Consider the following 21,406-nt stretch of genomic DNA (forward strand, 5'->3'; position numbering starts at 1 on the left):
TTGATCAGCGATCCGGCAACGCAAACGCCACGATGTAGTCGCCGCGGTCGGGCGACTGGCGCGCGCCGCCGGCGGCGATGACGACGTACTGCCGCCCCGACTGCGGCGACACGTAGGTCATCGGCGTGGCCTGCGCGCCGACGGGCAGGCGGCCTTTCCAGAGTTCCTTGCCGGTGGCGCTGTCGATGGCGCGCAGGTAGTAGTCGTAGGTGCCGGCGAAGAACACCAGGCCCGATGCGGTGGCGACGGGGCCGCCCATCACCGGCATGCCGATGGCGAACGGCAGCTTCGCCTTGAAGCCGAACGGCAGCACGGTGTCGGCGACGGTGCCCATCGGTTTTTGCCAGAGGATTTTCTTGTTCTTCAAATCCACCGCGGTGAGCTGGCCGTAGGGCGGCGCGTGGCAGGGCACGCCGAGCGGCGACATGAACATGCCTTTCTTGTAACCGAATGGCGTGCCCGCCATGACGTGCAAGCCGTCGTGTCCGCCCGGTGCATTCGGATCGTCCGCGAAAGCCCGCGAGACGTATTGACCCCACAACGGCATGCGCATGCTGCCGGCGTAGAGGATGTCGTTCTGCGCATCAACGGCGGCGCTGCCCCAGTTGAATCCGCCGTAGTTGCCGGGATATTGCAGGTTGATCTTGTCTTCGCTGGCGAGGGTGAATTCGCCGTCGAAGCGCATGCGCTTGAACTCGATGCGGCAATACAACTGATCGAAGAACGTGGCGCCCCACATGTCCTTTTCGGTCAACGGCTCGTTGCCGACTTGCGGCATGCCGACCGAATACGGTTGCGTCGGCGAAACGCGGTCGCCTTTCACCACGTTGGTCGGCGCGGGCTTTTCGACCACCTCGGCAATGGGTTTTCCGGTTGTGCGATCGAGCGCGAAAATCTGTCCGCGCTTGGTCAACTGCACGACCGCCGGCACCGTCTTGCCGGTTTGGTCCGGCATGTCGACAAGGGCGGGTTGCGAGGGCACGTCGTAGTCCCACAGGTCGTGGTGCGTGGTCTGGAAGTGCCACTGCACCTTGCCGGTCTTCATGTCGATGGCGACCACGCTGGAACCGAACTCGTCGCTGCCCGGCCGACGGAAGCCGCCGAAAAAGTCCGGCGTCTGCCCGCCCATCGGCAGGAAGGCCCAGTCGAGTTTTTCGTCGTAGGCGGGCGTGGACCACATGTTCGGCGTGGTGCGCGAATACGTTTCGCCGGGCGGCGGCAACAACGTGATGTTCGGATTGTCGGGGTCCCACGCCCACAGCAGTTCGCCGGTGTCCGCACTGAACGCGCGAATCACGCCGGAGGGTTCGTCCACCGAGGCGCCGTCCTGCACCCAGCCGCCGACCAGGATGCGGTTGCCGATGACGGTGTTCTCGGACGTCGTCATGTAGTAGAACGGCTGGACCAGGCCCATGCCGACCTTCAGATCGACGGTACCGTTGTCGCCGAATCCCGGACAGGGCTGGCCAGTCGCGCTGTCGAGCGCGATCAGGCGCGCGTCGGTGGTGCCGAGAAACAGGCGCTGCGCGCACGTTCCCGCGCTCGCCGCGGCTTGCGTCTTCTCCTCGTCGGGATGGGTTTGCGCGTAAGCCTTGGCATCGTAGTAGGCCACGCCGCGACAACGATTCCATACCTTGCTGTCCGGCTCCTTGGAGTCGAAGCGCCAGCGCTGCTTGCCGGTGTCGGCGTCGAGCGAAAACACCTTGCCGTAGGGCGTGCAGACGTAGACGCTGTCGCCGATCTGCGTGGGCGTGGTCTGCTCCTCGGCGCCCTTGCCGGGAATGTCGCCGGTGCGGAAGGTCCACGCGATTTGCAGTTTGTCGATGTTTTGTTTGTCGATCTGGTCGAACGGCGCGAAGCGATGGCCGTCGAGCGTGCGGCCGTAGTATTGCCAGTTCTCGTTGCGCTGCGCCTGCGCATCGGCAACGGGCACGGCTGCGAGCGGCCGCGTGGCTTCGATCGTGCCGTGTTCGGAAAACATTTGCGCAAACCCGACCGCGCCGACGGCGGCCAACACGACGGCCGCGAGCCAGCCCTCGGCACGCGCGGACCGGCGCAGTGTGGGCACGATCAGCGCGAGCACCAGTCCGAGCACGATCCACGGCGACAGGCGCGGCACCAGCGGCCAGAACTGCGCGCCGACTTCCCAATACGCCCAGGCCAGCGTGCCGAGGAAGCCGAGCGCGAACAGCCAGACACCGGCGAAGTTGCGCCGGTAAATCCATACGCCCGAAACGACCAGCAGCGCGCCGGCGATCAGGTAATACCACGAGCCGCCCAGACCGGCGAGCACCACTCCGCCGGCGAGCAACGCCAGGCCGACGAGAACCAGGACGATGGCATACAGCGAGACGAACCAGCCACCCGCCTTGCGTTTCGTTGAACCATTCATTTGCATCTCCGAAGCCGACGGCATGACGCTAGCAACAAGCGTGTTGCTTTCATCTTAAACCCCAACCTGATTCGCGTCGAAGTGCCGGCAGGCTTCTCCTTCTCCCCCAGGGTCGAAGTCGGCGACAGCCGACTGAGGGTGAGGCAGGATGCCGAACGGGGTGGGTGCCCGAAGGGCGGATGAGGGAAGAGCCTCGCACGAATGCAGGCCGATCCAATCTGCAAGGCCTTTCCCTCATCCGCCTGCCGGCACCTTCTCCCGGTGGGAGAAGGGTCCCACCATGAGAGTTTTTCCTTCTCCCATCGGGAGAAGCCGCGTCACTCAAGCGCCGGATGAGGGAAGAGCTCCCCGTGACGGACGATGACGCCTACTCCACCGTCACCGACTTGGCCAGGTTGCGCGGCTGGTCGACGTCGGTGCCGCGCAGCACGGCGACGTGGTAGGCGAGCAGTTGCAGCGGCACGGTGAGCACGGCCGGGGCGATGAAGTTGCCGCCGCAGGCGAGCTGGACCAGCGCGCCGCGGCCGTCGTGCGCGCCGATCTGCTGCGCGTCGATGCCGGCGTCCGCGTCGGCGAAGACGAACAGTTCGCCGCCGCGCGCGCGCACTTCGGCGAGGTTGGATTTGATTTTTTCCAGCAGGTGATCGTTCGGCACGACGGCGACGACCGGCATGTCGGCGTCGACCAGCGCGAGCGGGCCGTGCTTGAGTTCGCCGGCCGCGTAGCCTTCGGCATGGATGTAGGAGATTTCTTTGAGCTTGAGCGCGCCTTCCAGCGCCACCGGCCAATGCGTGCCGCGACCGAGGAACAGCGCGCTTTGCCTGGAGACGAAACGCGCCGCCAGCTCGCGCACGCGCGCGTCGGAGCCGAGCGCCGCCTCGACCGCGCGCGGCAGGCGGGCCAGTTCGGCGACGAGTTGGCTCAGGCGTTCGGGCGGCAGGCCGTTGAGGCGCGCGAGTTCGAGCACGAGCAGCGCCAGCGCCACGAGTTGCGTCGTGTTCGCCTTGGTCGAGGCGACGCCGATCTCGGGGCCGGCGCGCGTCATCAGCACTAAATCCGATTCGCGCACGAGGCTGGACTCGGGCACGTTGCAGATCGCCAGCGTGCCGAGATAGCCGCGCTTTTTCGCTTCGCTCAGCGCCGCCAGCGTGTCGGCGGTTTCGCCGGATTGCGAGATCGTGACGAACAGGCTGTCCTGCGGCACGACGAAATCGCGGTAGCGGAACTCGCTCGCGATCTCCACGCTGCACGGAATGCCGGCGAGCGACTCGCACCAGTAGCGCGCGACGAGGCCGCCGTGGTAGCTCGTGCCGCAGGCGACGATCTGCACGTGGCGCACGCGCTCGAGCAGGCCTTCGGCGCGGACGCCGAAGATGTTCGGCAGGACGCGGCCGTTGGCGATGCGGCCTTCGAGCGTATCCGCGACGGCCTGCGGCTGCTCGTGGATTTCCTTGAGCATGTAGTGCGCGTAGTCGCCGCGCTCGACCGCGTCGGCGGAGAGCGAGGATTCGTGCCGCCGGCGCTCGACGACGCGGCCGTCGGCATCGAACACCGTCACCGCATCGCGACGCACGTCGGCGACGTCGCCTTCCTCGAGGAAGATGAAGCTGCGCGTCACCGGCAGCAGCGCCTGCACGTCGGAGGCGACGAAGTTCCCGCCGTCGCCGAAGCCTATCACGAGGGGACTGGCGATGCGTGCGACGACGATGCGGTCCGGCTGCCGCGCGTCGAACACGACGATGGCGTAGGCGCCGGTGAGTTCTTTCACGGCGTGCTTCACCGCCGTGGTGAGGTCGTGGCCCTGCTTGACGAAGTCGTGGATCAGGTGGGTGACGACTTCGGTGTCGGTCTCCGAGGCGAAGGCATAGCCTTTCGCGCGCAGCCTCTCGCGGATCACGAGATGGTTCTCGATGATGCCGTTGTGGATCAGCGCGATGCGGTTCTCCGAAACGTGCGGATGCGCGTTCGCCTCGGTGACGCCGCCGTGCGTGGCCCAGCGCGAGTGGGCGACGCCGAGCGTGCCCGCGCGCGGACCCGCCCCGATCTTCGCCGAGAGCTGAGTGACCTTGCCGACCGTGCGCCACAGCGCCAGTTCGCCGCCCGGCTGCGCGAGCGCGAGGCCGGTGGAGTCGTAGCCGCGATATTCCAGCCGTCGCAGTCCCTCGACCAGGATGGCCGTGACATCGCGCTGCGCGATCGCGCCGACAATTCCGCACATGAGAGCGTTCCCCGAAACGATTGGCTGCGGATTCTAGCAGGCTCCGCGAGCCGTCATTCCTGCTCCTGATTCGCGTCGATCCTCGGCTTGTCGTTCCCGCACCTTATTGGCGTCGTTGCTCAGCTCGTCATTCCCGCATGCTCCTGGCGGGAATGACGGCAGAAGCAGTCACTTCGGTTTTTTTTGCGGGCGTTTCCAGCCGCGGATCGTCGCCTGCCGCGCGCGCGCCACGGTCAACTCGCCCGCCGCGGCATTGACGGTGATGGTCGAGCCGGCACCGATCGTCGCGTCTTTGCCGACCTTCACCGGCGCGACGAGCGCGCTGTTCGAGCCGATGAACGCGCCGTCCTCGATCACGGTGCGGTGCTTGTTCACGCCGTCGTAATTGCAGGTGATCGTGCCGGCGCCGACGTTGACGCCGGCACCGATGCTCGCATCACCGATGTAGCTCAGGTGATTCGCCTTGGAGTCGCGGCCTATGCTCGCGTTCTTCACCTCGACGAAATTGCCGACGTGTGCGCCCTCGTGGACCTCCGCGCCCGGACGCAGCCGCGCATACGGACCGATCACGCAGGCGCCGTGGGTCACGACGCCGTCGAGATCGCTGTGCGCCTGCACGACGGTGCCGGCGGCGAGCGTGGAATTGCGGATGCGGCAGAACGCGCCGATGCGCACTTCGTCGCCGAGCGCGACCGCACCCTCCAGGACGACGTCGACATCGATCTCGACGTCGCGCCCCGCGCTGACGCTGCCGCGCAGGTCGAAGCGCGCGGGATCGGCGAAGCGCACGCCCTGCGCGCAGAGATTGCGCGCGGCGCGCTGCTGGTAGCGGCGTTCGAGCTGGGCGAGCTGCCAGGCGTCGTTGGCGCCGGCGATCGCGTTCGGGTCGGTCGACAGGATCGCCAATGCCGACGCACCGTCCGCCGCAGCCAGCGCGAACACGTCGGTGAGATAGAACTCGCCCTGCGCGTTGTTGTTGTCGAGCCGCGCGAGCCAGCCGCGCAGCCGCGCGGCGTCGGCCGCGATCACGCCGGTATTGATCGTGCGCACCGCGCGCTGCGCGGGCGTCGCGTCCTTCTCCTCGACGATGCCGGTCACGCGTTGCGCGGCATCGAGCAGGACACGGCCGTAGCCGCTCGGATCGGACAGATCGGCGGCGAGCACGGCAAGCGCGGCCTGCGCTTCGATCAATGGTTGCAGGGTGGTCGGCCGGATCAGCGGCACGTCGCCGTAGAGCACCAGTACGCGCGCCGCGTCGGGGACACCCGCGATCGCGAGCTGCATCGCGTGGCCTGTTCCCTTTTGCTCGGCCTGGTGCACCCAGGCGAGGTCGGCCTGATCGGCGAACGCGGCCTGCACCTGTTCGCCGCGATGGCCGTAGACGACGTGAATTCTTTCCGGGTGCAGCGCGCGCGCCGTGTCGAGCACGTGCGCGAGCATCGGCCGCCCCGCGAGCGGCAGCAGCACCTTGGCGCGAGCGGACCTCATGCGTTTGCCCTCGCCTGCGGCGAGGACGACGATATGCAGCGGATGGGTCGGATTCATCGGCGCAAGCTTACCGAAAAAACGGGGCAAGTTCGGGTCCCGCGATGGCCGCGATGTGGCAGCCGCCGCAGGGCGGGTTTCATCCCGGATTGACGTCGAACAGATGGCCGATCGCCGCCGTCGCCATCATCGCGAGCGTACCCCAGACGAGCACGCGCAACGCGCCACGCAGCATCGATGCGCCGCCGGCGCGCGCGGCCACCGCGCCGAGCACGGCGAGCGAGATCAGCGAAGCGACGGCCACGGTCAGGGCCATATGCGCGGACGCCGCGAGCAGCGCGGCGACCAGCGGCAACGCCGCACCGACCGAGAAGGCCGATGCCGAAGCCAGCGCCGCCTGCAACGGGCGCGCGCGCCGTTCCTCGGTCTGGCCGAGCTCGTCGCGCAGGTGCGCACCGAGCGCGTCGTGCGCGGTGAGCTGGTCCGCGACCTGTTCGGCAAGCGGACGGTCGAGGCCGCGGCCGATGTAGATGTTGACCAGTTCCTCGCGCTCGCCGTGCGCGTCGGTCGCAAGCTCGTGCCGTTCGAGTTCGCGTTCGGCCTTCTCCGCATCGCCTTGCGAGGAGACCGAGACGTATTCGCCGGTCGCCATCGACAGCGCGCCGGCGACGAGACCGGCGACGCCCGCGATCAGCACGCTGCCGCGCGTGGCCTCGGCGCTGGCCACGCCGACGACGAGGCCCGCCGTGGAGAGGATGCCGTCGTTCGCGCCGAGCACGGCCGCGCGCAGCCAGCCGATACGGTCGCCGACGTGGCTTTCCCGGTGCCGCCGCAAGGGCGGCCCGTCGTCGTGAAACCGCGCGCGCAATCGCTAGGCCTCGTGCTGGCCGCCGAGATCGTCGTGATATTCCTCGTCCACCTCGAAGCGCAGGTGCTTCACGCTGCGGCCGTGGCGGCGCACGAGCTTCAACGCCTCGATGCCGACCTTGATGTGCTTCTCGACGTAGTTCGCCGTGATCGCCTTGTCGCTGGCCTCGGTCTTCACGCCCTCGGGGATCATCGGCTGGTCGGAAACGAGCAGCAGCGCGCCGGTCGGCACGTGATTGGCGAAGCCGGCGGCGAAGATCGTCGCGGTTTCCATGTCCACGGCCATGCTGCGCGTGCGCCGCAGCAGGTTCTTGAATTCCTCGTCGTGCTCCCAGACGCGGCGGTTGGTCGTGTAGACCGTGCCGGTCCAGTAGTCGTGGCCGAGGTCGCGGATCATCGTCGACACGGCGCGCTGCAACTGGAACGCCGGCAGCGCCGGCACGATCGGCGGCAGGTAGTCGTTCGAGGTGCCCTCGCCGCGGATCGCCGCGATCGGCAGGACCAGATCGCCGAGCTGGTTCTTCTTCTTCAAGCCGCCGCATTTGCCGAGGAACAACGCGGCCTTCGGCGCGATCGCGCTGAGCAGGTCCATGACCGTGGCCGCGTTCGGCGAGCCCATGCCGAAGTTGATCAGGGTGATGCCGTCGGCGGTCGCGTTCGGCATCGGCCGGTCGCGGCCCTGCACCTCGACGCCGTTCCATTGCGCGAACAGGTCGACGTAGTTGCCGAAGTTGGTCAGCAAGATGTGCTCGCCGAACGCATCGAGCGGCGTGCCGGTGTAGCGCGGCAGCCAGTTCTCCACGATGTCTTTCTTGTCTTTCATTTTGGTATTCCGTCGGGTTGCCGATGACGGCACATCGGCGGGATGGCAGGTCGTTGGGTGTCGCCGGCAAGTCTAATCGTTGCGCGCGCCGCGTGCAGCCGTCACGCGGCGATGCCGCTTTGCTTTTTCGCGGCCGCGAAGGATGATGGGACGCGTATCGTCGCCTCGCTCCCGGGAGTTTCCGATGCTCATCACCCTGCTCCTCGCCTTGATCGCGCTGAGCGCTTTGCTTTTCGTCGGCCGTGGCTTTCTCGCCTGGGTCGTCGCCTGCGGCATCTGGTTGGTCGGCTGGCGCATTGCGGGCATCGCTTCACCGATCGCATTCGAAGCGACGGCATTGATATTGACCGCCCTTGCGATCGTCTTCGGCGTCCCCGCGATCCGCCGCGCGCTGGTCACGCGCAGCGTGATGCCGACCTTCGCCAAGGTGTTGCCGCGGCTCGGCGAGACCGAGCGCATCGCGCTCGACGCGGGCACGGTGTGGTGGGACGCGGAACTGTTCTCGGGCAGGCCGGACTGGAACAAGCTGCTCGAGTTCAAACCGCAGCCGCTGAGCGCCGACGAACAGGCGTTTCTCGACGGCCCGGTCGAGCGGCTCTGCGCGATGCTCGACGACTGGCAGATCAACCAGCTGCGCGACCTGCCGCCCGAAGTCTGGGACTTCATCAAGAAACAGGGCTTCTTCGGCATGATCGTCCCGAAGGAATACGGCGGCCACGGCTTCTCGGCGATCGCGCACTCGCGCGTGGTGACGCGCATCTCGTCGCGCTCGGTCGCCGCCGCCGTCACGGTCATGGTGCCGAATTCGCTCGGCCCCGGCGAACTGCTGCTGCACTACGGCACCGACGCGCAGAAGAACTACTACCTGCCGCGGCTCGCGCGCGGCGAGGACATCCCGTGCTTCGGCCTGACCGGCCCCGAAGCCGGCTCCGACGCGGCCGCGACGCAATCGACCGGCGTCGTCGAAAAGCGCGTCGTCGACGGCAAGGAAATCCTCGGCCTGCGCCTGGAATGGAAGAAGCGCTACATCACGCTCGCGCCCGTGGCGACGCTGATCGGCCTCGCGTTCCGCATCAAGGATCCCGATCGCCTGCTCGGCGACAAGGACGATCTCGGCATCACCTGCGCGCTGATCGAAGCGCACCTGCCCGGCATCGAGATCGGCCTGCGCCACGATCCGATGGGCGTGCCGTTCATGAACGGGCCGATCGTCGGCAACGATGTCTTCATTCCGCTCGACAACGTGATCGGCGGGCGCAACGGCATCGGCCAGGGCTGGCGCATGCTGATGGAATGCCTCGCCGCGGGCCGCTCGATCTCGCTGCCCGCGCTCAGCGTCGGCGCCGCGCAGATGATGACCCGCATCTGCGGCGCCTACGCGACCGTGCGCGAACAGTTCGACACGCCGATCGGCCGCTTCGAAGGCATCGAAGAGCCGCTTGCGCGCATTGCCGCGAAAACCTACATGATGACCGCCACGCGCACGCTGACCTGCGGCGCGCTCGACGCGGGCGAAAAGCCCGCCGTGCTCTCGGCGATCGCCAAGGCGTATCTCACCGAAAGCATGCGCGAGGTCGTCACCGACGCGATGGACATCCGCGCCGGCAGCGCGATCCAGCGCGGGCCGCGCAACTCGCTCGCGCGCGCGTGGGACGCGGTGCCGATCGGCATCACGGTCGAAGGCGCGAACATCCTCACGCGCTCGATGATCATCTACGGCCAGGGCGCGATCCGCTGCCATCCGTTCGTGCAGAAGGAAATCGCCGCGGTCGCCGCGAACGACCTCAAAGCGTTCGACGCGGCGCTGTTCGGGCACGTCAACCTCGTCTTCCGCAACGTCACGCGCGCGAAGCTGCTCGCCTGGAGCGGCAGCCGCCTCGCCGCCGCGCCAGCGGTGCAGGACACGCGGCGCTACTACCAGCATCTGTCGCGCTTCTCGGCCGCGTTCGAGTTCGCCTCCGACATCGCGATGGGCACGCTCGGCGGCTCGCTCAAGCGCCGCGAGAAGATTTCCGGCCGGCTCGCCGACGCGCTCGCCTATCTCTATCTCGCTTCCGCCGCGCTCAAGCGCTACGAGGACGAGGCGAAGACGACGGCGAACCTCAACCTCGCCTGCTGGTGCGCCGAGCATTCGCTGTACCATGTGCAGGAGGCGCTGCGCGGCGTGATCGAGAACCTGCCGACGCGCGCGGCGGCCTTCGTGCTGCGCATGGCGGTGTTTCCGCTCGGCGCGCGCTTCCGTCCGCCGTCGGACAAGCTCGGCGCACGCGTGGCGCGCGACATCCTCGAGGACCGCGAGGCACGCGCCACGCTGACCGGCGACGTGTTCATCCCGCCGCCGACCGAACCGGGCCTCGGCACTCTCGAAGCCGCGCTCGACAAGGCCGTGCGCGCGATCCCGGTCGAAACCAAACTGCGCGACGCGGTGCGCGCCGGCACGCTCGACCGCGCGCCCGGATACATGCTCGACGAAATGGGCCTGAAAGCCGGCGTCATCACACAGGCCGAGTACGATCTGCTGCAGGAGGCCGAGGCGGCGCGCAACGAGGTGATCGCGGTCGACGCGTTCGATCCCGCGATCTTCAAGACGCTGCATTGAAGGAAGCGCCATGCACGCGCACTGGTATTTCGATTTCGTTTCGCCGTTTTCGTACCTGCAACTGGGCAAGGTTCTGGAATGGCAAGATCGGCTCGACATCACGCCCGTGCCGATCGCGTTCGGCGCGGTGCTCAAGCATCACGGCCAGCTCGGCCCGGCGGAAATTCCCGGCAAGCGCGAATTCACCTACCGCTTCGTGCAATGGCAGGCGGAGCGGGCCGGCGCGACGCTGCGCTTCCCGCCGCAGCATCCGTTCAATTCGCTCGCGGCGCTGCGGCTCTGCATCGCCGCAGGAACGACATGGACCGCGATCGAGGCGATCTTCGATCATCTCTGGCGCGGCGGGAACGCGGGCGTCACGGCCGGCGATCTCGCCGGCGTCGCCGCGGCACTCGGCATCGCGGACGTGGAGAAGGCGCTCGCGGACCCGGCAGTGAAGGATGCGCTGCGCGCGAACACCGACGGCGCGATCGCCGCGGGCGTGTTCGGCGTGCCGACGCTCGAGGCCGGCGGCGAAGTTTTCTGGGGCAATGATGCGACGCCGATGATCGAAGACTGGCTCGCGCACCCTCGGCACTTCGACACGGACGAGTACCGCCGCCTCGCCGCCCTGCCGTCGGGCGTCGAGCGCCGGCGCTGAATTCGCTGCGCCGCGCGACGCCTTGCGCGATGGGGGGCGCGGCATTATGCTTTGATGAGCTCTCACCAAAGCACCAATACACCGTGAACCGCCTCACGATCACTCTGTCCGAACCGCGCTACCGCGCGCTCAAGCAGGCCTCGGCCGCGCGCGGCAAGACGATCACGCAGATCGTCGACGAAAGCCTGGAGTTCTACGGCATCAAAAGCGAGGACGATGCGCTTGCGATCCTGCGCCGCGCGCGGGCGAACAGCGGCCTGAGCGATGCGCAGGCGATGAAGTTCGCCGTGCGGGAGACGCGCGCGGCGCGCAAGGCGACATGGCAACGCCGCACCCCGCGATAATCGACACGAACGTCGTCGTCGCCGGATTGCTGAGCAGGCGCGACGATTCGCCCGTCGCGCGCCTGCTTGCAGGCATGCTGACCGGCCTGTTTCCGTTCGCGATTTCCGACGCATTGCTGGCCGAATACCGGGACGTGTCGTTGCGCACGAATATCGCCGCACTGCACCGCCAGACCCCGGCGCAGATCGAGAAGCTGCTTGCCGCCATGGTCCGGCATGCGATCGTTCTCGATCCCGTCGCCACACCCTTGCATGCGCCGGACAAAGACGACCAGCATCTTTGGGAACTGCTGGCGGCGCACGATCGAGTGATTCTGGTCACTGGCGACAAACGCCTCGTTGCCGCACGCGACTTTCCCGGTCGCATCCTGACGCCCGAACAGTTTCTGCACCATATCGAACATGACTGAAAACACCGCCAATCCGCCCCTGCTCGAACTCGACGACGCGCACCTAATGCGCGGCGGCAACGAAGTGCTGCGCGGCCTCAGCCTGCGCATCGAGCCGGGCCAGCACAGCGCGATCGTCGGCCCGAACGGCGCGGGCAAATCCTCGCTCGTGCGCATGATCCATCGCGACGACTATCCGCTCGCGCACGACGACGGCAGGCCGCCGATGCGCATTCTCGGGCGCACGCGCTCGGACGTGTTCGAGTTGCGCAAGCACCTCGGCATCGTATCCGGCGACCTGCAGCAGCGCCTGATCGGCGAGGATCTCGTCGACGCACTCGACGCGGTGATCTCGGGTTTCTTCGCCAGCCATGTGCTGTCGTTCAACCACGAGGTGAGCGAGGACATGCGCGCCGCGGCGCGCGGCGCACTCGAACGGCTCGGCGCCGCGCATCTGGCCCACCGGCGCTTCGCCACGTTGTCCACCGGCGAGGCGAGGCGCGTGCTGATCGCGCGCGCGCTCGTGCACGATCCCGGCGCGCTGCTGCTCGACGAGCCTACCGCGGGCCTCGACTTCGTCGCCCGGCGCACGCTGCTCGAAAGCCTGCGCGGACTCGCCCGCGGCGGCACGACGCTGATCCTCGTCACCCATCATCTGGAGGAGATCCTTCCCGAGATCGACCACGTGATCCTGCTGCGCGAGGGCCGCGTGTTCGCGCAGGGGCCGAAGGCCGAGGTGCTGCGCTCGGAAACGCTGAGCGCGCAGTACGGCGCGCCGCTGCGCGTCTGGCGCGGCGGCGGCTATTACCATGCCGGATTCGACGGCAGCGACGCGCCGGCCTGAGCGGACGCCGACCGCCGCACCGGAAGGACTATTGACACGGCAATGCCGGCGTCGCGATGCTCGCGCCGGAACGCACATTCCGATCCAGACGATCGCCGCCGGGGGCAAGCATGAAAGGTTTCACTCGCCATCTGTATTTCTGGGTGCTGATCGGCATCTTCCTCGGCGGCCTGACTGGCTGGCTGTTCGGCGACCAGAGTCCGGTCATTGCCGGCGCGACGTTCAAGGCGTCCTCGCTGAAATGGCTCGGCGACCTGTTCATCAACCTGGTCAAGATGCTGATCTCGCCGGTGATCTTCCTCACCGTCGTGCTCGGCATCGCCGGCATGAACGACATGAAGAAGGTCGGCCGCGTCGGCGGCAAGGCGCTGCTGTATTTCGAGGTCGTCTCAACCGTCGCGCTCGCGGTCGGCCTCGTCGTCATGAAGATCGCGCGCCCGGGCCATGGCCTGCACATCGACCCGGCCTCGCTCGATGCGAAGGCGGTCGCGAGCTACGCCAAGGCGGCGAGCGAGCAATCGACGGCCGAATTCATCCTGCACATCGTGCCGAAGACCTTCGCCGACGCGTTCACCGCGAACGGCGACCTGCTGCAGGTTCTGCTGATCGCGATCCTGTTCGGCTTCGTGCTGTCGCGCCTCGGCGAAACCGGCCAGACCGTGTACCGTTTCTTCGAGGTCTGCTCGAAGGTGCTGTTCGGCATGATCGGCCTGGTGATGAAGGTGGCGCCGCTCGGCGCCTTCGGCGCGATGGCGTTCACGATCGGCAAGTACGGCATCGGCACCCTGGCCAACATGGCCCAGCTCGTCGGCCTGTTCTACCTGACCGCGGCGATCTTCGTCGTCCTCGTGCTCGGCGCGATCGCGCGCTTCACCGGTTTTTCGATCCTGCGCTTTCTCGATTACATCAAGTCCGAACTGCTGATCGTGCTCGGCACGAGCTCGTCGGAAAGTGCGCTCGTGCCGCTGATGGAAAAGCTCGAACGTTTGGGTTGCTCGAAGTCGGTCGTCGGCCTCGTCGTGCCCGCGGGCTACTCGTTCAACCTCGACGGCACCAACATCTACATGACGATGGCCTCGCTGTTCATCGCGCAGGCGCTCGACATCGACCTGAGCTGGGGCCAGGAACTCGCCCTGCTCGGCGTGGCGATGCTGACGAGCAAGGGCGCATCGGGCGTCACCGGCGCGGGCTTCATCACGCTCGCGGCGACGCTGGCCGTGGTGCCGAGCATCCCGGTCGCGGGCATGGCGCTGATCCTCGGCATCGACCGCTTCATGAGCGAATGCCGCGCGCTGACGAATTTCATCGGCAACGGCGTCGCGACGATCGTCGTGTCGAAGTGGGAAGGCGAACTCGACGGCGAGAAGCTGCGGCGCGAACTGGCCGATCCGAGCTTCGTCGAGAAGTCCGAAGTGACGTAAGACGACAGGTAAATAGGCTCGTCATTCCCGCGAAAGCGGGAATCCAATTTCTTCTTTTGATGCTTTTTCGTGTGTAAGGAAAAAACAAGATCAAAATGGATTCCCGCTTCCGCGGGAATGACGGCAAAAGAAGAAGGGCTCGCTCAGTCCATATGCGCGTCGATCAGCGCGCGCGCGGCCTTCGCGACCGCCGTGACCGGGCCGGAGTTGTTCGGGAAGGTCAGGCGCGTGTAGTAGCCGCCTTCGAGCAGCAGCATCAGCGCGTCGCCGAGCGAGTCCGGTTCGCGCGCGCCCATCTCGCGCGCGTACTTGCGCAGGCGGCGGCGGATCTCGGCCTTGTAGTCGTGCACGATCGCGTTGAGGCGTTCGTTGTCCTCGGGAATCTCGACCGCGGCGTTGCCGAGCGCGCAGCCGCGGCTCGAACGGCAGCCGCAATCGGCCTTCGCCTTGGTCTTGGCCAGATCGACGACGGCCTGCATCAACGCCTCGACCTGGTGGCGCGGATCGCCCGCGTGCGGCGCGACGGCCTCGTCCCACCACTGCCAGTAGCCGCGCTCCTGGTCCTTGAGGTATTCGGCGACCGAGATCGTCCTTCGACGGAAAGCTGCGGTAGAAGCTCATCTTGTTCGTGCCGGCGTTCTCGACGATCGCGTCGACGCAGACGCCGCGGATGCCGTGGCGGTAGAACAGGTCGGCCGCGGAATCGCGGATGCGGTCGCGCACGCGCGGCCTGTCGCTGCGCACAAGCGCCTCGCTCGCCACGGAAACGGCCGTCGCCGTCGATTTTGCGGACATGGCACGGACTCCTCTTGACAGGTTAGTGACCAGTCAGTAACATCCCAAATGTTACTGACCGGTAACACACATGATGACAGTTTTGCGTAAGCCAACCGCAAGGTCAAGGCAGCCCGCAGCAGAAGTCATAGCCGGTTCAGTCCAAAGGACTTGAGGAGATCGCCATGTCGCATCTGCATTTCGCCTTGGAACAGAAGCGTTCGTCCGCCGCGAAGAACGCAAAGAGCGCAAAAAAGGGCGGGTCTTTCGCCCTACTTTTGCGCGGGCCACTGTTGAAAAAACCGTCTTTGCCGAAAGCATCGGGAGCCGGCACACGCATGACGCTGGCCGTGCTGACGCTCGTGGCCGCTTCGGCGGCGTTTCTCGGCGGCTGTTCGCGTTCCGCAGCCAGCGGCGCGCCGGCCGCAGCGCCCGCGCCGACGGTCAGCGTCGCCGAGGTGGTCTCGAAACCCCTGCGCGATTTCGAGGAATTCACCGGCCGGCTCGAACCCGTCACTACCGTACAGGTCCAGCCGCGCGTCGGCGGCTTCATCGAATCGGCGCAGTTTGCCGAAGGCGCCCAAGTATCGAGGGGCCAAGTGCTGTTCCGCATCGATCCGCGTCCGTACCAGGCCGAGGTCGACCGCCTCGCCGCGCAGCTCCAGCACGCGCGTTCGCAGGCGGCGCTGGCCACGCAGAACCACGAGCGCGGCAAGCAGTTGATCGCCCGGCACGTCATCGCGCAGCAGGACTTCGACCAGCTCGCGACCGCGGCGACGAGCGCCGGCGACGACATCGGCGCGGCCGCGGCCGCGCTCGAAGCGGCGCGCCTCAACCTCGAATTCACCCAGGTGCGCTCGCCGATCGACGGCCGCGTCTCGCGCATGCTGATCACGCCGGGCAATCTCGTCTCGACCACGAGCGTGCTGACCACGGTCGTGTCCGACAATCCGGTCTACACCTACTTCGACGTGGACGAGGCGACCTATCTGCGCTTCGCGCACGGCGCGGCGAAGGCCGAGAGCCCGGTGTACATGGGCCTCGTCGACGAGCAGGGCTATCCGCACGCAGGCCGGCTCGATTTCGTCGACAACCAGGTCGACGCGAACAGCGGCACGATCCGCGCGCGCGGCGTGTTCGACAACGCCGACGGCCACTTCACTCCGGGCCTGTTCGCGCGCATCAAGCTGGTCGGCGGCGCCGCGCACGACGCGATCCTGATCGACGAGCGCGCGGTCGGCACCGATCTCGGCAAGAAGTTCGTGCTCGCGCTGAAGCAGGACAACTCGCTCGAATACCGCCCGGTGACGCTCGGCGCGGCGATCGAGGGCCTGCGCGTCGTGCGCGAGGGCCTGAACGCGGGCGACGTGATCGTCGTCAACGGACTGCAGCACGTGCGCCCCGGCGCGACGGTGAACCCGACGCGCGTGGCGATGGCGACCGACGGCAAGGCCGTGGCGCAACTTGCGCCGGCGGCGACCGCGACCGGCAACAATGGACGCGCGGCGTTGAACTGATCCTGCTTCCCTTCTCCCACCGGGAGAAGGTGGCGCGAAGCGCCGGATGAGGGAAGAGCCTCGCACCGTGCTATCTCGCTGAACAATTGAAAGGCTTTCCCCTCATCCGCCCTTCGGGCACCTTCTCCCACCGGGAGAAGGGAAGAAAAGAGCACACCATGAACCTCTCCCGATTTTTCGTCTCGCGCCCGGTGTTCGCCGGCGTGCTGTCGGCGCTGATCCTGATCGCCGGCCTGGTTTCGATTCCGTCCCTGCCGATCTCGGAATATCCCGAAGTCGTGCCGCCGACCGTGGTCGTGCGCACGACCTATCCGGGCGCCAATCCGAAGGTCATCGCCGACACCGTCGCCGGCCCGCTCGAACAGGCCATCACCGGCGTCGAGGACATGCTCTACCAGTTCTCGCAGGCGACCAGCGACGGCGTGATGACGCTGACGATCACGTTCAAGCTCGGCACCGACGTCGACAAGGCGCAGCAGCTGATCCAAAACCGCGTCGCGCAGGCGACGCCGAAACTGCCGCAGGACGTGCAGCGCATCGGCGTGACCGTGAACAAGTCCACGCCCGACATCACCTGTGCGGTGTTCCTGATTTCGCCCGACGGGCGCTACGACCAGAACTACCTGTCGAACTACGCGATCCTGCGCATCAAGGACGAACTCGCCAAGCTCGACGGCGTCGGCGACGTGCAGGCGTTCGGCGGCGGCAACTATTCGATGCGCATCTGGCTCGACCCGGAGAAGGTCGCCGCGCGCGGCCTGACCGCGACCGACATCGCCAACGCGATCCGCGAGCAGAACGTGCAGGTCGCCGCGGGCCAGCTCGGTTCCTCGGCCACGCCGTCGAACGATCCGACCCGCCCGAACTACCAGATCGCGGTCAATACCAAGGGCCGCCTCGTCAGCGAGGAAGACTTCGCCAACATCATCATCCGTACCGGCCAGGCCGGACAGATCACGCGCCTGCGTGACGTCGCGCGCATCGAGCTCGGCTCGGACAACTACGCGCTGCGCGCGATGCTCAACAACCAGACCGCGGTCGCATTGCCGGTGTTCCAGCGGCCGGGCAGCAACGCGATCGCGATCTCCGACGCGGTGCGCGCGAAGATGGCCGAGCTGAAGAAATCGTTCCCCGACGGCATCGACTACAACGTCGCCTACGATCCGACCGTGTTCGTGCGCGGTTCGATCGACGCGGTGATGCACACCCTGCTCGAAGCGATCCTGCTCGTCGTCATCGTCGTCATCGTGTTCCTGCAGACCTGGCGCGCCTCGATCATTCCGCTGCTCGCCGTGCCGGTATCGCTGATCGGCACGCTCGGCGTGATGCATCTGCTCGGCTTCGGCCTCAACACCTTGAGCCTGTTCGGCCTCGTGCTCGCGATCGGCATCGTCGTCGACGACGCGATCGTGGTGGTCGAGAACGTCGAGCGCAACATCGGCGAAGGCCTCGCGCCGTTCGACGCCACCGTGCAGGCGATGAAGGAAGTGACCGGGCCGATCATCGCGACGGCACTGGTTCTATGCGCGGTCTTTCTGCCCACGGCGTTTATCAGCGGCCTGTCGGGCGAGTTCTACAAGCAGTTCGCGATCACGATCGCGATCTCGACCGTGATCTCGGCGTTCAACTCGCTGACCTTGTCGCCCGCGCTGTCGGCGCTGCTGCTCAAGGCGCACGACGCGCCGCCCGACCGCTTCACGCGCTTCCTCAACGCCGCGCTCGGCTGGTTCTTCCGTCCGTTCAACCGCTTCTTCGCGCGCGCGTCGAACGGCTACGTCGGCACGGTCAGCCGCGTGCTCGGACGCAGTTCGGTCGCGGTGTTCATCTACCTGGGCCTGATCGCGCTCACCGCCTACGGCTTCCTGCGCACGCCGACCGGCTTCGTGCCGGCGCAGGACAAGCAGTACCTCGTCGGCTTCGCCCAGCTGCCCGACGCGGCGACGCTCGACCGCACGAGCGAGGTGATCCGGCGCATGGGCGAGATCGCGCTGAAGACGCCCGGCGTGGAGGACGTGCCGGCGTTCCCGGGCCTGTCGATCAACGGCTTCACCAATGCGACCAACTACGGCATCGCGTTCACCACGCTGAAGCCGTTCGAGGAGCGCCGCGACGCGTCGAAGTCCGCCGGCTCGATCGCGATGGCGATGAACATGAAATTCGCGCAGATCCAGGACGCCTTCATCGCGATCTTCCCGCCGCCGCCCGTGCAGGGCCTCGGCACGATCGGCGGCTTCAAACTGCAGATCGAGGACCGCGGCAACCTCGGTGCCGACGAGTTGTACAAGCAATTGCAGAACGTTATCGCCAAGGCGTCGAAGCGGCCCGAACTGGCCGGCGTGTTCTCGGGCTTCCAGGTCAACGTGCCGCAGATCGACGTCGACGTGGATCGCGAAAAGGCGAAAACGGCGGGCGTGCCGCTGCAGAACATCTACGACACGATGCAGATGTATCTCGGCTCGCTCTACGTCAACGACTTCAACCGCTTCGGCCGCACCTACCAGGTCAACGCGCAGGCCGAGCCCGGCTTCCGCCTGAGCGCCGACGACATCGGCCGGCTGAAAACGCGCAACGCGCGCGGCGACATGATCCCGCTCGCAAGCTTCGTCACCGCGCGCGAGGCCTCGGGCCCGGACCGCGTGCCGCACTACAACGGCTATCTCGCCGCCGAGCTCAACGGCGCCGCCGCGCCCGGATACAGCTCGGGCCAGGCCCAGGCCGCGATCGAGGACGTGCTGCGCACGGAGCTGCCCAACGGTTTCGGCTACGAGTGGACCGACCTGACCTACCAGCAGATCCTCGCCGGCAACACGATGATCGTGATCTTCCCGCTGGTCGTGCTGCTCGTCTTCCTCGTGCTCGCCGCGCAGTACGAAAGCGTCACGCTGCCGCTGGTCGTGATCCTGATCGTGCCGATGACCTTGCTGTGCGCGATTGTGGGCGTGATGGCCGCGCGAGTTGACAACAACATCTTCACCCAGATCGGACTGATCGTGCTGATCGGCCTCGCCTGCAAGAACGCGATCCTGATCGTCGAATTCGCCCGCGACCGCGAGGCGATGGGCGAGTCCGTGTGGCAGGCCGTGCTCGACGCCTGCCGCCTGCGCCTGCGCCCGATCCTGATGACCTCGCTCGCGTTCGTCATGGGCGTCGTGCCGCTCGCGCTCGCCACGGGCGCCGGCGCGGAGATGCGCCGCGCGATGGGCGTGACCGTGTTCTCCGGCATGCTCGGCGTGACCTTCTTCGGCCTGCTGCTGACGCCGGTGTTCTACCTGCTCGTGCGCCGCAGGCGCGAGAAACATGCGATGGCGCAACCGATTCAGAACGCCATCGCTGACCGCGACCAATCACTGAAGCTTCCACTCGTCATTCCCGCGCGCTCTTGGCGGGAATCCAGCGACTTTTCTCTTGATCTTGCGATCGAAAAGCAAAAGGCACTGGATTCCCGCCTTCGCGGGAATGACGAGCAAAGAGACCCCCAAACCCAAGGAGTAATCCCCATGACCCAGAAAATTGCTCTCGTCACCGGCGCCACGCGCGGCATCGGCCTGGAAACCGTGCGCCAGCTCGCGCAGAACAACGTCCACGTGCTGCTCGCCGGGCGCGACCGCGCCAAGGCCACAGAAGCCGCGCTGAAGCTGCAAGCAGAAGGCCTGTCTGTCGCCGCGATCGCACTCGACGTTGACGATGCAAACAGCATCGCCACAGCGGCAAAGGAAGTCGAAGCCAGGCACGGCCACCTCGACATCCTCGTCAACAACGCCGGCATCCTCGTCGATGACCAGGCGAAGAAACCGTCGGAACAGACGCTGGACGCGTGGCGCAAGACCTTCGACACCAACCTGTTCTCGCTGGTCGCGGTTACCCAGGCGTTCCTGCCGCTGCTGCACAAATCCGACGCGGGCCGCGTCGTCAACGTGTCGAGCATCCTCGGCTCGAACACACTGCACAGCGATCCGACCTCCGGCATCTACGACCTCAAGGTGCCCGCGTACAACGTGTCCAAGTCCGCGGTGAACGCGTGGACCGTGCACCTCGCCCACGAGTTGCGCGACACGAAGATCAAGGTCAACGCGATCCATCCGGGCTCGGTCAAGACCGACATGAACAGCCACGGCGACCTCGACGTCGCCGATGGCGCCAAATCCAGTGTCGAACTCGCCCTGATCGGCGCCGACGGCCCGAACGGCAGTTTCTCGCACCTTGGCCAAACGCTGCCCTGGTAATCGCGCAGCGGCTCCCGAAAAGTCGCTCGTCAAGGACAAGCCAGACCGGCAAACGAACGGCCGCCGACGCACACGGCGGACCGGGATATGACAGTGCGCAATAACGCATGCCGTTCCGGCGTATCGATATGCGTTCGCGCAATGGAATTTGTACGTGGAATTAGCGCTGCGCTAACGCCGCTCGTGGTCGAATTGCGGCATTCAATCGAGAGGGATCGAACCCATGTCGCAACCGCAAATCGCCATCGCCGCCCACTGGAGCCGCGCGCTGCGCCACATCACGGACGGTCTCGGCGCCGACATCACGCCGAAGGACGTGAGCGAACTGCGCGCCGCGCTCACGCAGTTGGCCTGGACCGAAGGCTGCCCGCGCGCGGCTTCGTTCTTCCATGCCTCGCAGACGCCGCGCTACCGCCGCCAGTTGATCGCCGCCGCGCCCGACGGCGCCTACACGATGCTGCTGATCGCCTGGCCGCCCGGCTACGTCACCCCGCTGCACGACCATGCCGAACTGTGGGGCATCGAACTCGTCCTCGACGGCGCATTGCAGGTGGAGGAATATTTCAGCGACGGCGACTCGCAGCAGCCCGCGCTGCAGCCGCACCGTTCACTCATGCTCGGTTCGGGCGACGCGGCCGTGTTCATCGATCCGGCCTACGTGCACCGCTGCCGCAATCTCTCCGCGCAGCGGCCCGCGCTGTCGCTGCACGTCTACGGCGGCGTGCTCGATCATTACCGCAGCTTCGTCGAGGTCAGCGACAATCTCTACCGCATTGCGCAGCAGCAAGCCGTGCTCGACGCGGTGTCGATCTAGCACCGCTCCTGCTGCGGCCGCCGAGACGCCATCGCGACAGCCGGTCGCGGGAAGTG

The 21,406-nt window shown here is 66.8% G+C and carries 15 protein-coding genes and 2 pseudogenes; 10 read left to right on the forward strand and 7 right to left on the reverse strand.

Annotated features, from left to right (window positions below; all coding sequences use genetic code 11):
* Positions 1 to 4: 4 nt before the first annotated feature.
* The 5 genes from QM741_RS02105 to QM741_RS02125 all read right to left on the reverse strand — a co-directional run bounded on the left by QM741_RS02105 (position 5) and on the right by QM741_RS02125 (position 7,785).
* Entirely contained in the window at positions 5 to 2,392 is a 2,388-nt protein-coding gene (locus tag QM741_RS02105; protein WP_415206098.1) for a membrane-bound PQQ-dependent dehydrogenase, glucose/quinate/shikimate family, read from the reverse strand.
* Between the two features lie 367 nt (positions 2,393 to 2,759).
* Positions 2,760 to 4,610, reverse strand: coding sequence for a glutamine--fructose-6-phosphate transaminase (isomerizing) (glmS, locus tag QM741_RS02110; RefSeq protein ID WP_415206099.1), 1,851 nt, complete (start codon positions 4,608 to 4,610; stop codon positions 2,760 to 2,762).
* Between the two features lie 168 nt (positions 4,611 to 4,778).
* A complete protein-coding gene (glmU, locus tag QM741_RS02115; protein WP_415206100.1) occupies positions 4,779 to 6,155 on the reverse strand; it encodes a bifunctional UDP-N-acetylglucosamine diphosphorylase/glucosamine-1-phosphate N-acetyltransferase GlmU in 1,377 nt (458 codons plus the stop codon).
* Positions 6,156 to 6,234: 79 nt separating this feature from the next.
* Complete coding sequence (locus tag QM741_RS02120; protein WP_415209063.1) at positions 6,235 to 6,930, reverse strand: VIT family protein; 696 nt, start codon at positions 6,928 to 6,930, stop codon at positions 6,235 to 6,237.
* A gap of 36 nt (positions 6,931 to 6,966) precedes the next feature.
* Complete coding sequence (locus QM741_RS02125) at positions 6,967 to 7,785, reverse strand: AMP nucleosidase (RefSeq protein WP_415206101.1); 819 nt, start codon at positions 7,783 to 7,785, stop codon at positions 6,967 to 6,969.
* Between the two features lie 184 nt (positions 7,786 to 7,969).
* Here QM741_RS02125 and QM741_RS02130 point away from each other — a divergent pair, with 184 nt between their 5' ends.
* From QM741_RS02130 to QM741_RS02155, 6 genes are all read left to right on the forward strand, one after another.
* Positions 7,970 to 10,384 carry an acyl-CoA dehydrogenase gene (locus tag QM741_RS02130; RefSeq protein WP_415206102.1) on the forward strand — a complete coding sequence of 805 codons (2,415 nt, stop codon included), beginning with the start codon at positions 7,970 to 7,972 and terminating at the stop codon, positions 10,382 to 10,384.
* A 10-nt stretch (positions 10,385 to 10,394) separates the two neighbouring features.
* Complete coding sequence (locus tag QM741_RS02135) at positions 10,395 to 11,024, forward strand: 2-hydroxychromene-2-carboxylate isomerase (protein ID WP_415206103.1); 630 nt, start codon at positions 10,395 to 10,397, stop codon at positions 11,022 to 11,024.
* Between the two features lie 83 nt (positions 11,025 to 11,107).
* Positions 11,108 to 11,368 carry a hypothetical protein gene (locus QM741_RS02140; protein WP_415206104.1) on the forward strand — a complete coding sequence of 87 codons (261 nt, stop codon included), beginning with the start codon at positions 11,108 to 11,110 and terminating at the stop codon, positions 11,366 to 11,368.
* Complete coding sequence (locus QM741_RS02145; protein WP_415206105.1) at positions 11,344 to 11,778, forward strand: putative toxin-antitoxin system toxin component, PIN family; 435 nt, start codon at positions 11,344 to 11,346, stop codon at positions 11,776 to 11,778. Before QM741_RS02140 ends, QM741_RS02145 begins: the two co-directional genes overlap by 25 nt.
* Positions 11,771 to 12,601 carry an ABC transporter ATP-binding protein gene (locus QM741_RS02150; RefSeq protein ID WP_415206106.1) on the forward strand — a complete coding sequence of 277 codons (831 nt, stop codon included), beginning with the start codon at positions 11,771 to 11,773 and terminating at the stop codon, positions 12,599 to 12,601. Before QM741_RS02145 ends, QM741_RS02150 begins: the two co-directional genes overlap by 8 nt.
* 110 nt (positions 12,602 to 12,711) lie before the next feature.
* A complete protein-coding gene (locus QM741_RS02155) occupies positions 12,712 to 14,022 on the forward strand; it encodes a dicarboxylate/amino acid:cation symporter (RefSeq protein ID WP_415206107.1) in 1,311 nt (436 codons plus the stop codon).
* Positions 14,023 to 14,165: 143 nt separating this feature from the next.
* Here QM741_RS02155 and QM741_RS02160 read toward each other — a convergent pair whose 3' ends face one another.
* Together QM741_RS02160 and QM741_RS02165 are read right to left on the reverse strand one after the other, a co-directional pair.
* The gene (locus tag QM741_RS02160) at positions 14,166 to 14,501 is read right to left on the reverse strand and encodes a hypothetical protein (RefSeq protein ID WP_415209162.1); all 336 of its coding nucleotides are present in this window, start codon (positions 14,499 to 14,501) and stop codon (positions 14,166 to 14,168) included.
* A gap of 163 nt (positions 14,502 to 14,664) precedes the next feature.
* A pseudogene (locus QM741_RS02165) lies at positions 14,665 to 14,817 on the reverse strand (TetR/AcrR family transcriptional regulator); the annotation flags it as partial.
* Positions 14,818 to 15,134: 317 nt separating this feature from the next.
* Between QM741_RS02165 and QM741_RS02170 the strand changes: the two are divergent.
* The 4 genes and pseudogenes from QM741_RS02170 to QM741_RS02185 all read left to right on the forward strand — a co-directional run bounded on the left by QM741_RS02170 (position 15,135) and on the right by QM741_RS02185 (position 21,350).
* Positions 15,135 to 16,313 (forward strand): efflux RND transporter periplasmic adaptor subunit, encoded by a 1,179-nt coding sequence (locus QM741_RS02170; protein ID WP_415206108.1) that lies wholly within the window; start codon positions 15,135 to 15,137, stop codon positions 16,311 to 16,313.
* A 158-nt stretch (positions 16,314 to 16,471) separates the two neighbouring features.
* Positions 16,472 to 19,639 (forward strand): annotated as a pseudogene (locus QM741_RS02175) (efflux RND transporter permease subunit); the annotation flags it as partial.
* Between the two features lie 171 nt (positions 19,640 to 19,810).
* Positions 19,811 to 20,536 carry an SDR family oxidoreductase gene (locus QM741_RS02180; protein WP_415209064.1) on the forward strand — a complete coding sequence of 242 codons (726 nt, stop codon included), beginning with the start codon at positions 19,811 to 19,813 and terminating at the stop codon, positions 20,534 to 20,536.
* 223 nt (positions 20,537 to 20,759) lie between these two features.
* Complete coding sequence (locus QM741_RS02185) at positions 20,760 to 21,350, forward strand: cysteine dioxygenase (RefSeq protein WP_415206109.1); 591 nt, start codon at positions 20,760 to 20,762, stop codon at positions 21,348 to 21,350.
* Positions 21,351 to 21,406 lie beyond the last annotated feature (56 nt).

The organism is Rudaea sp. (assembly GCF_047601565.1).
Lineage (GTDB): Bacteria > Pseudomonadota > Gammaproteobacteria > Xanthomonadales > Rhodanobacteraceae > Rudaea.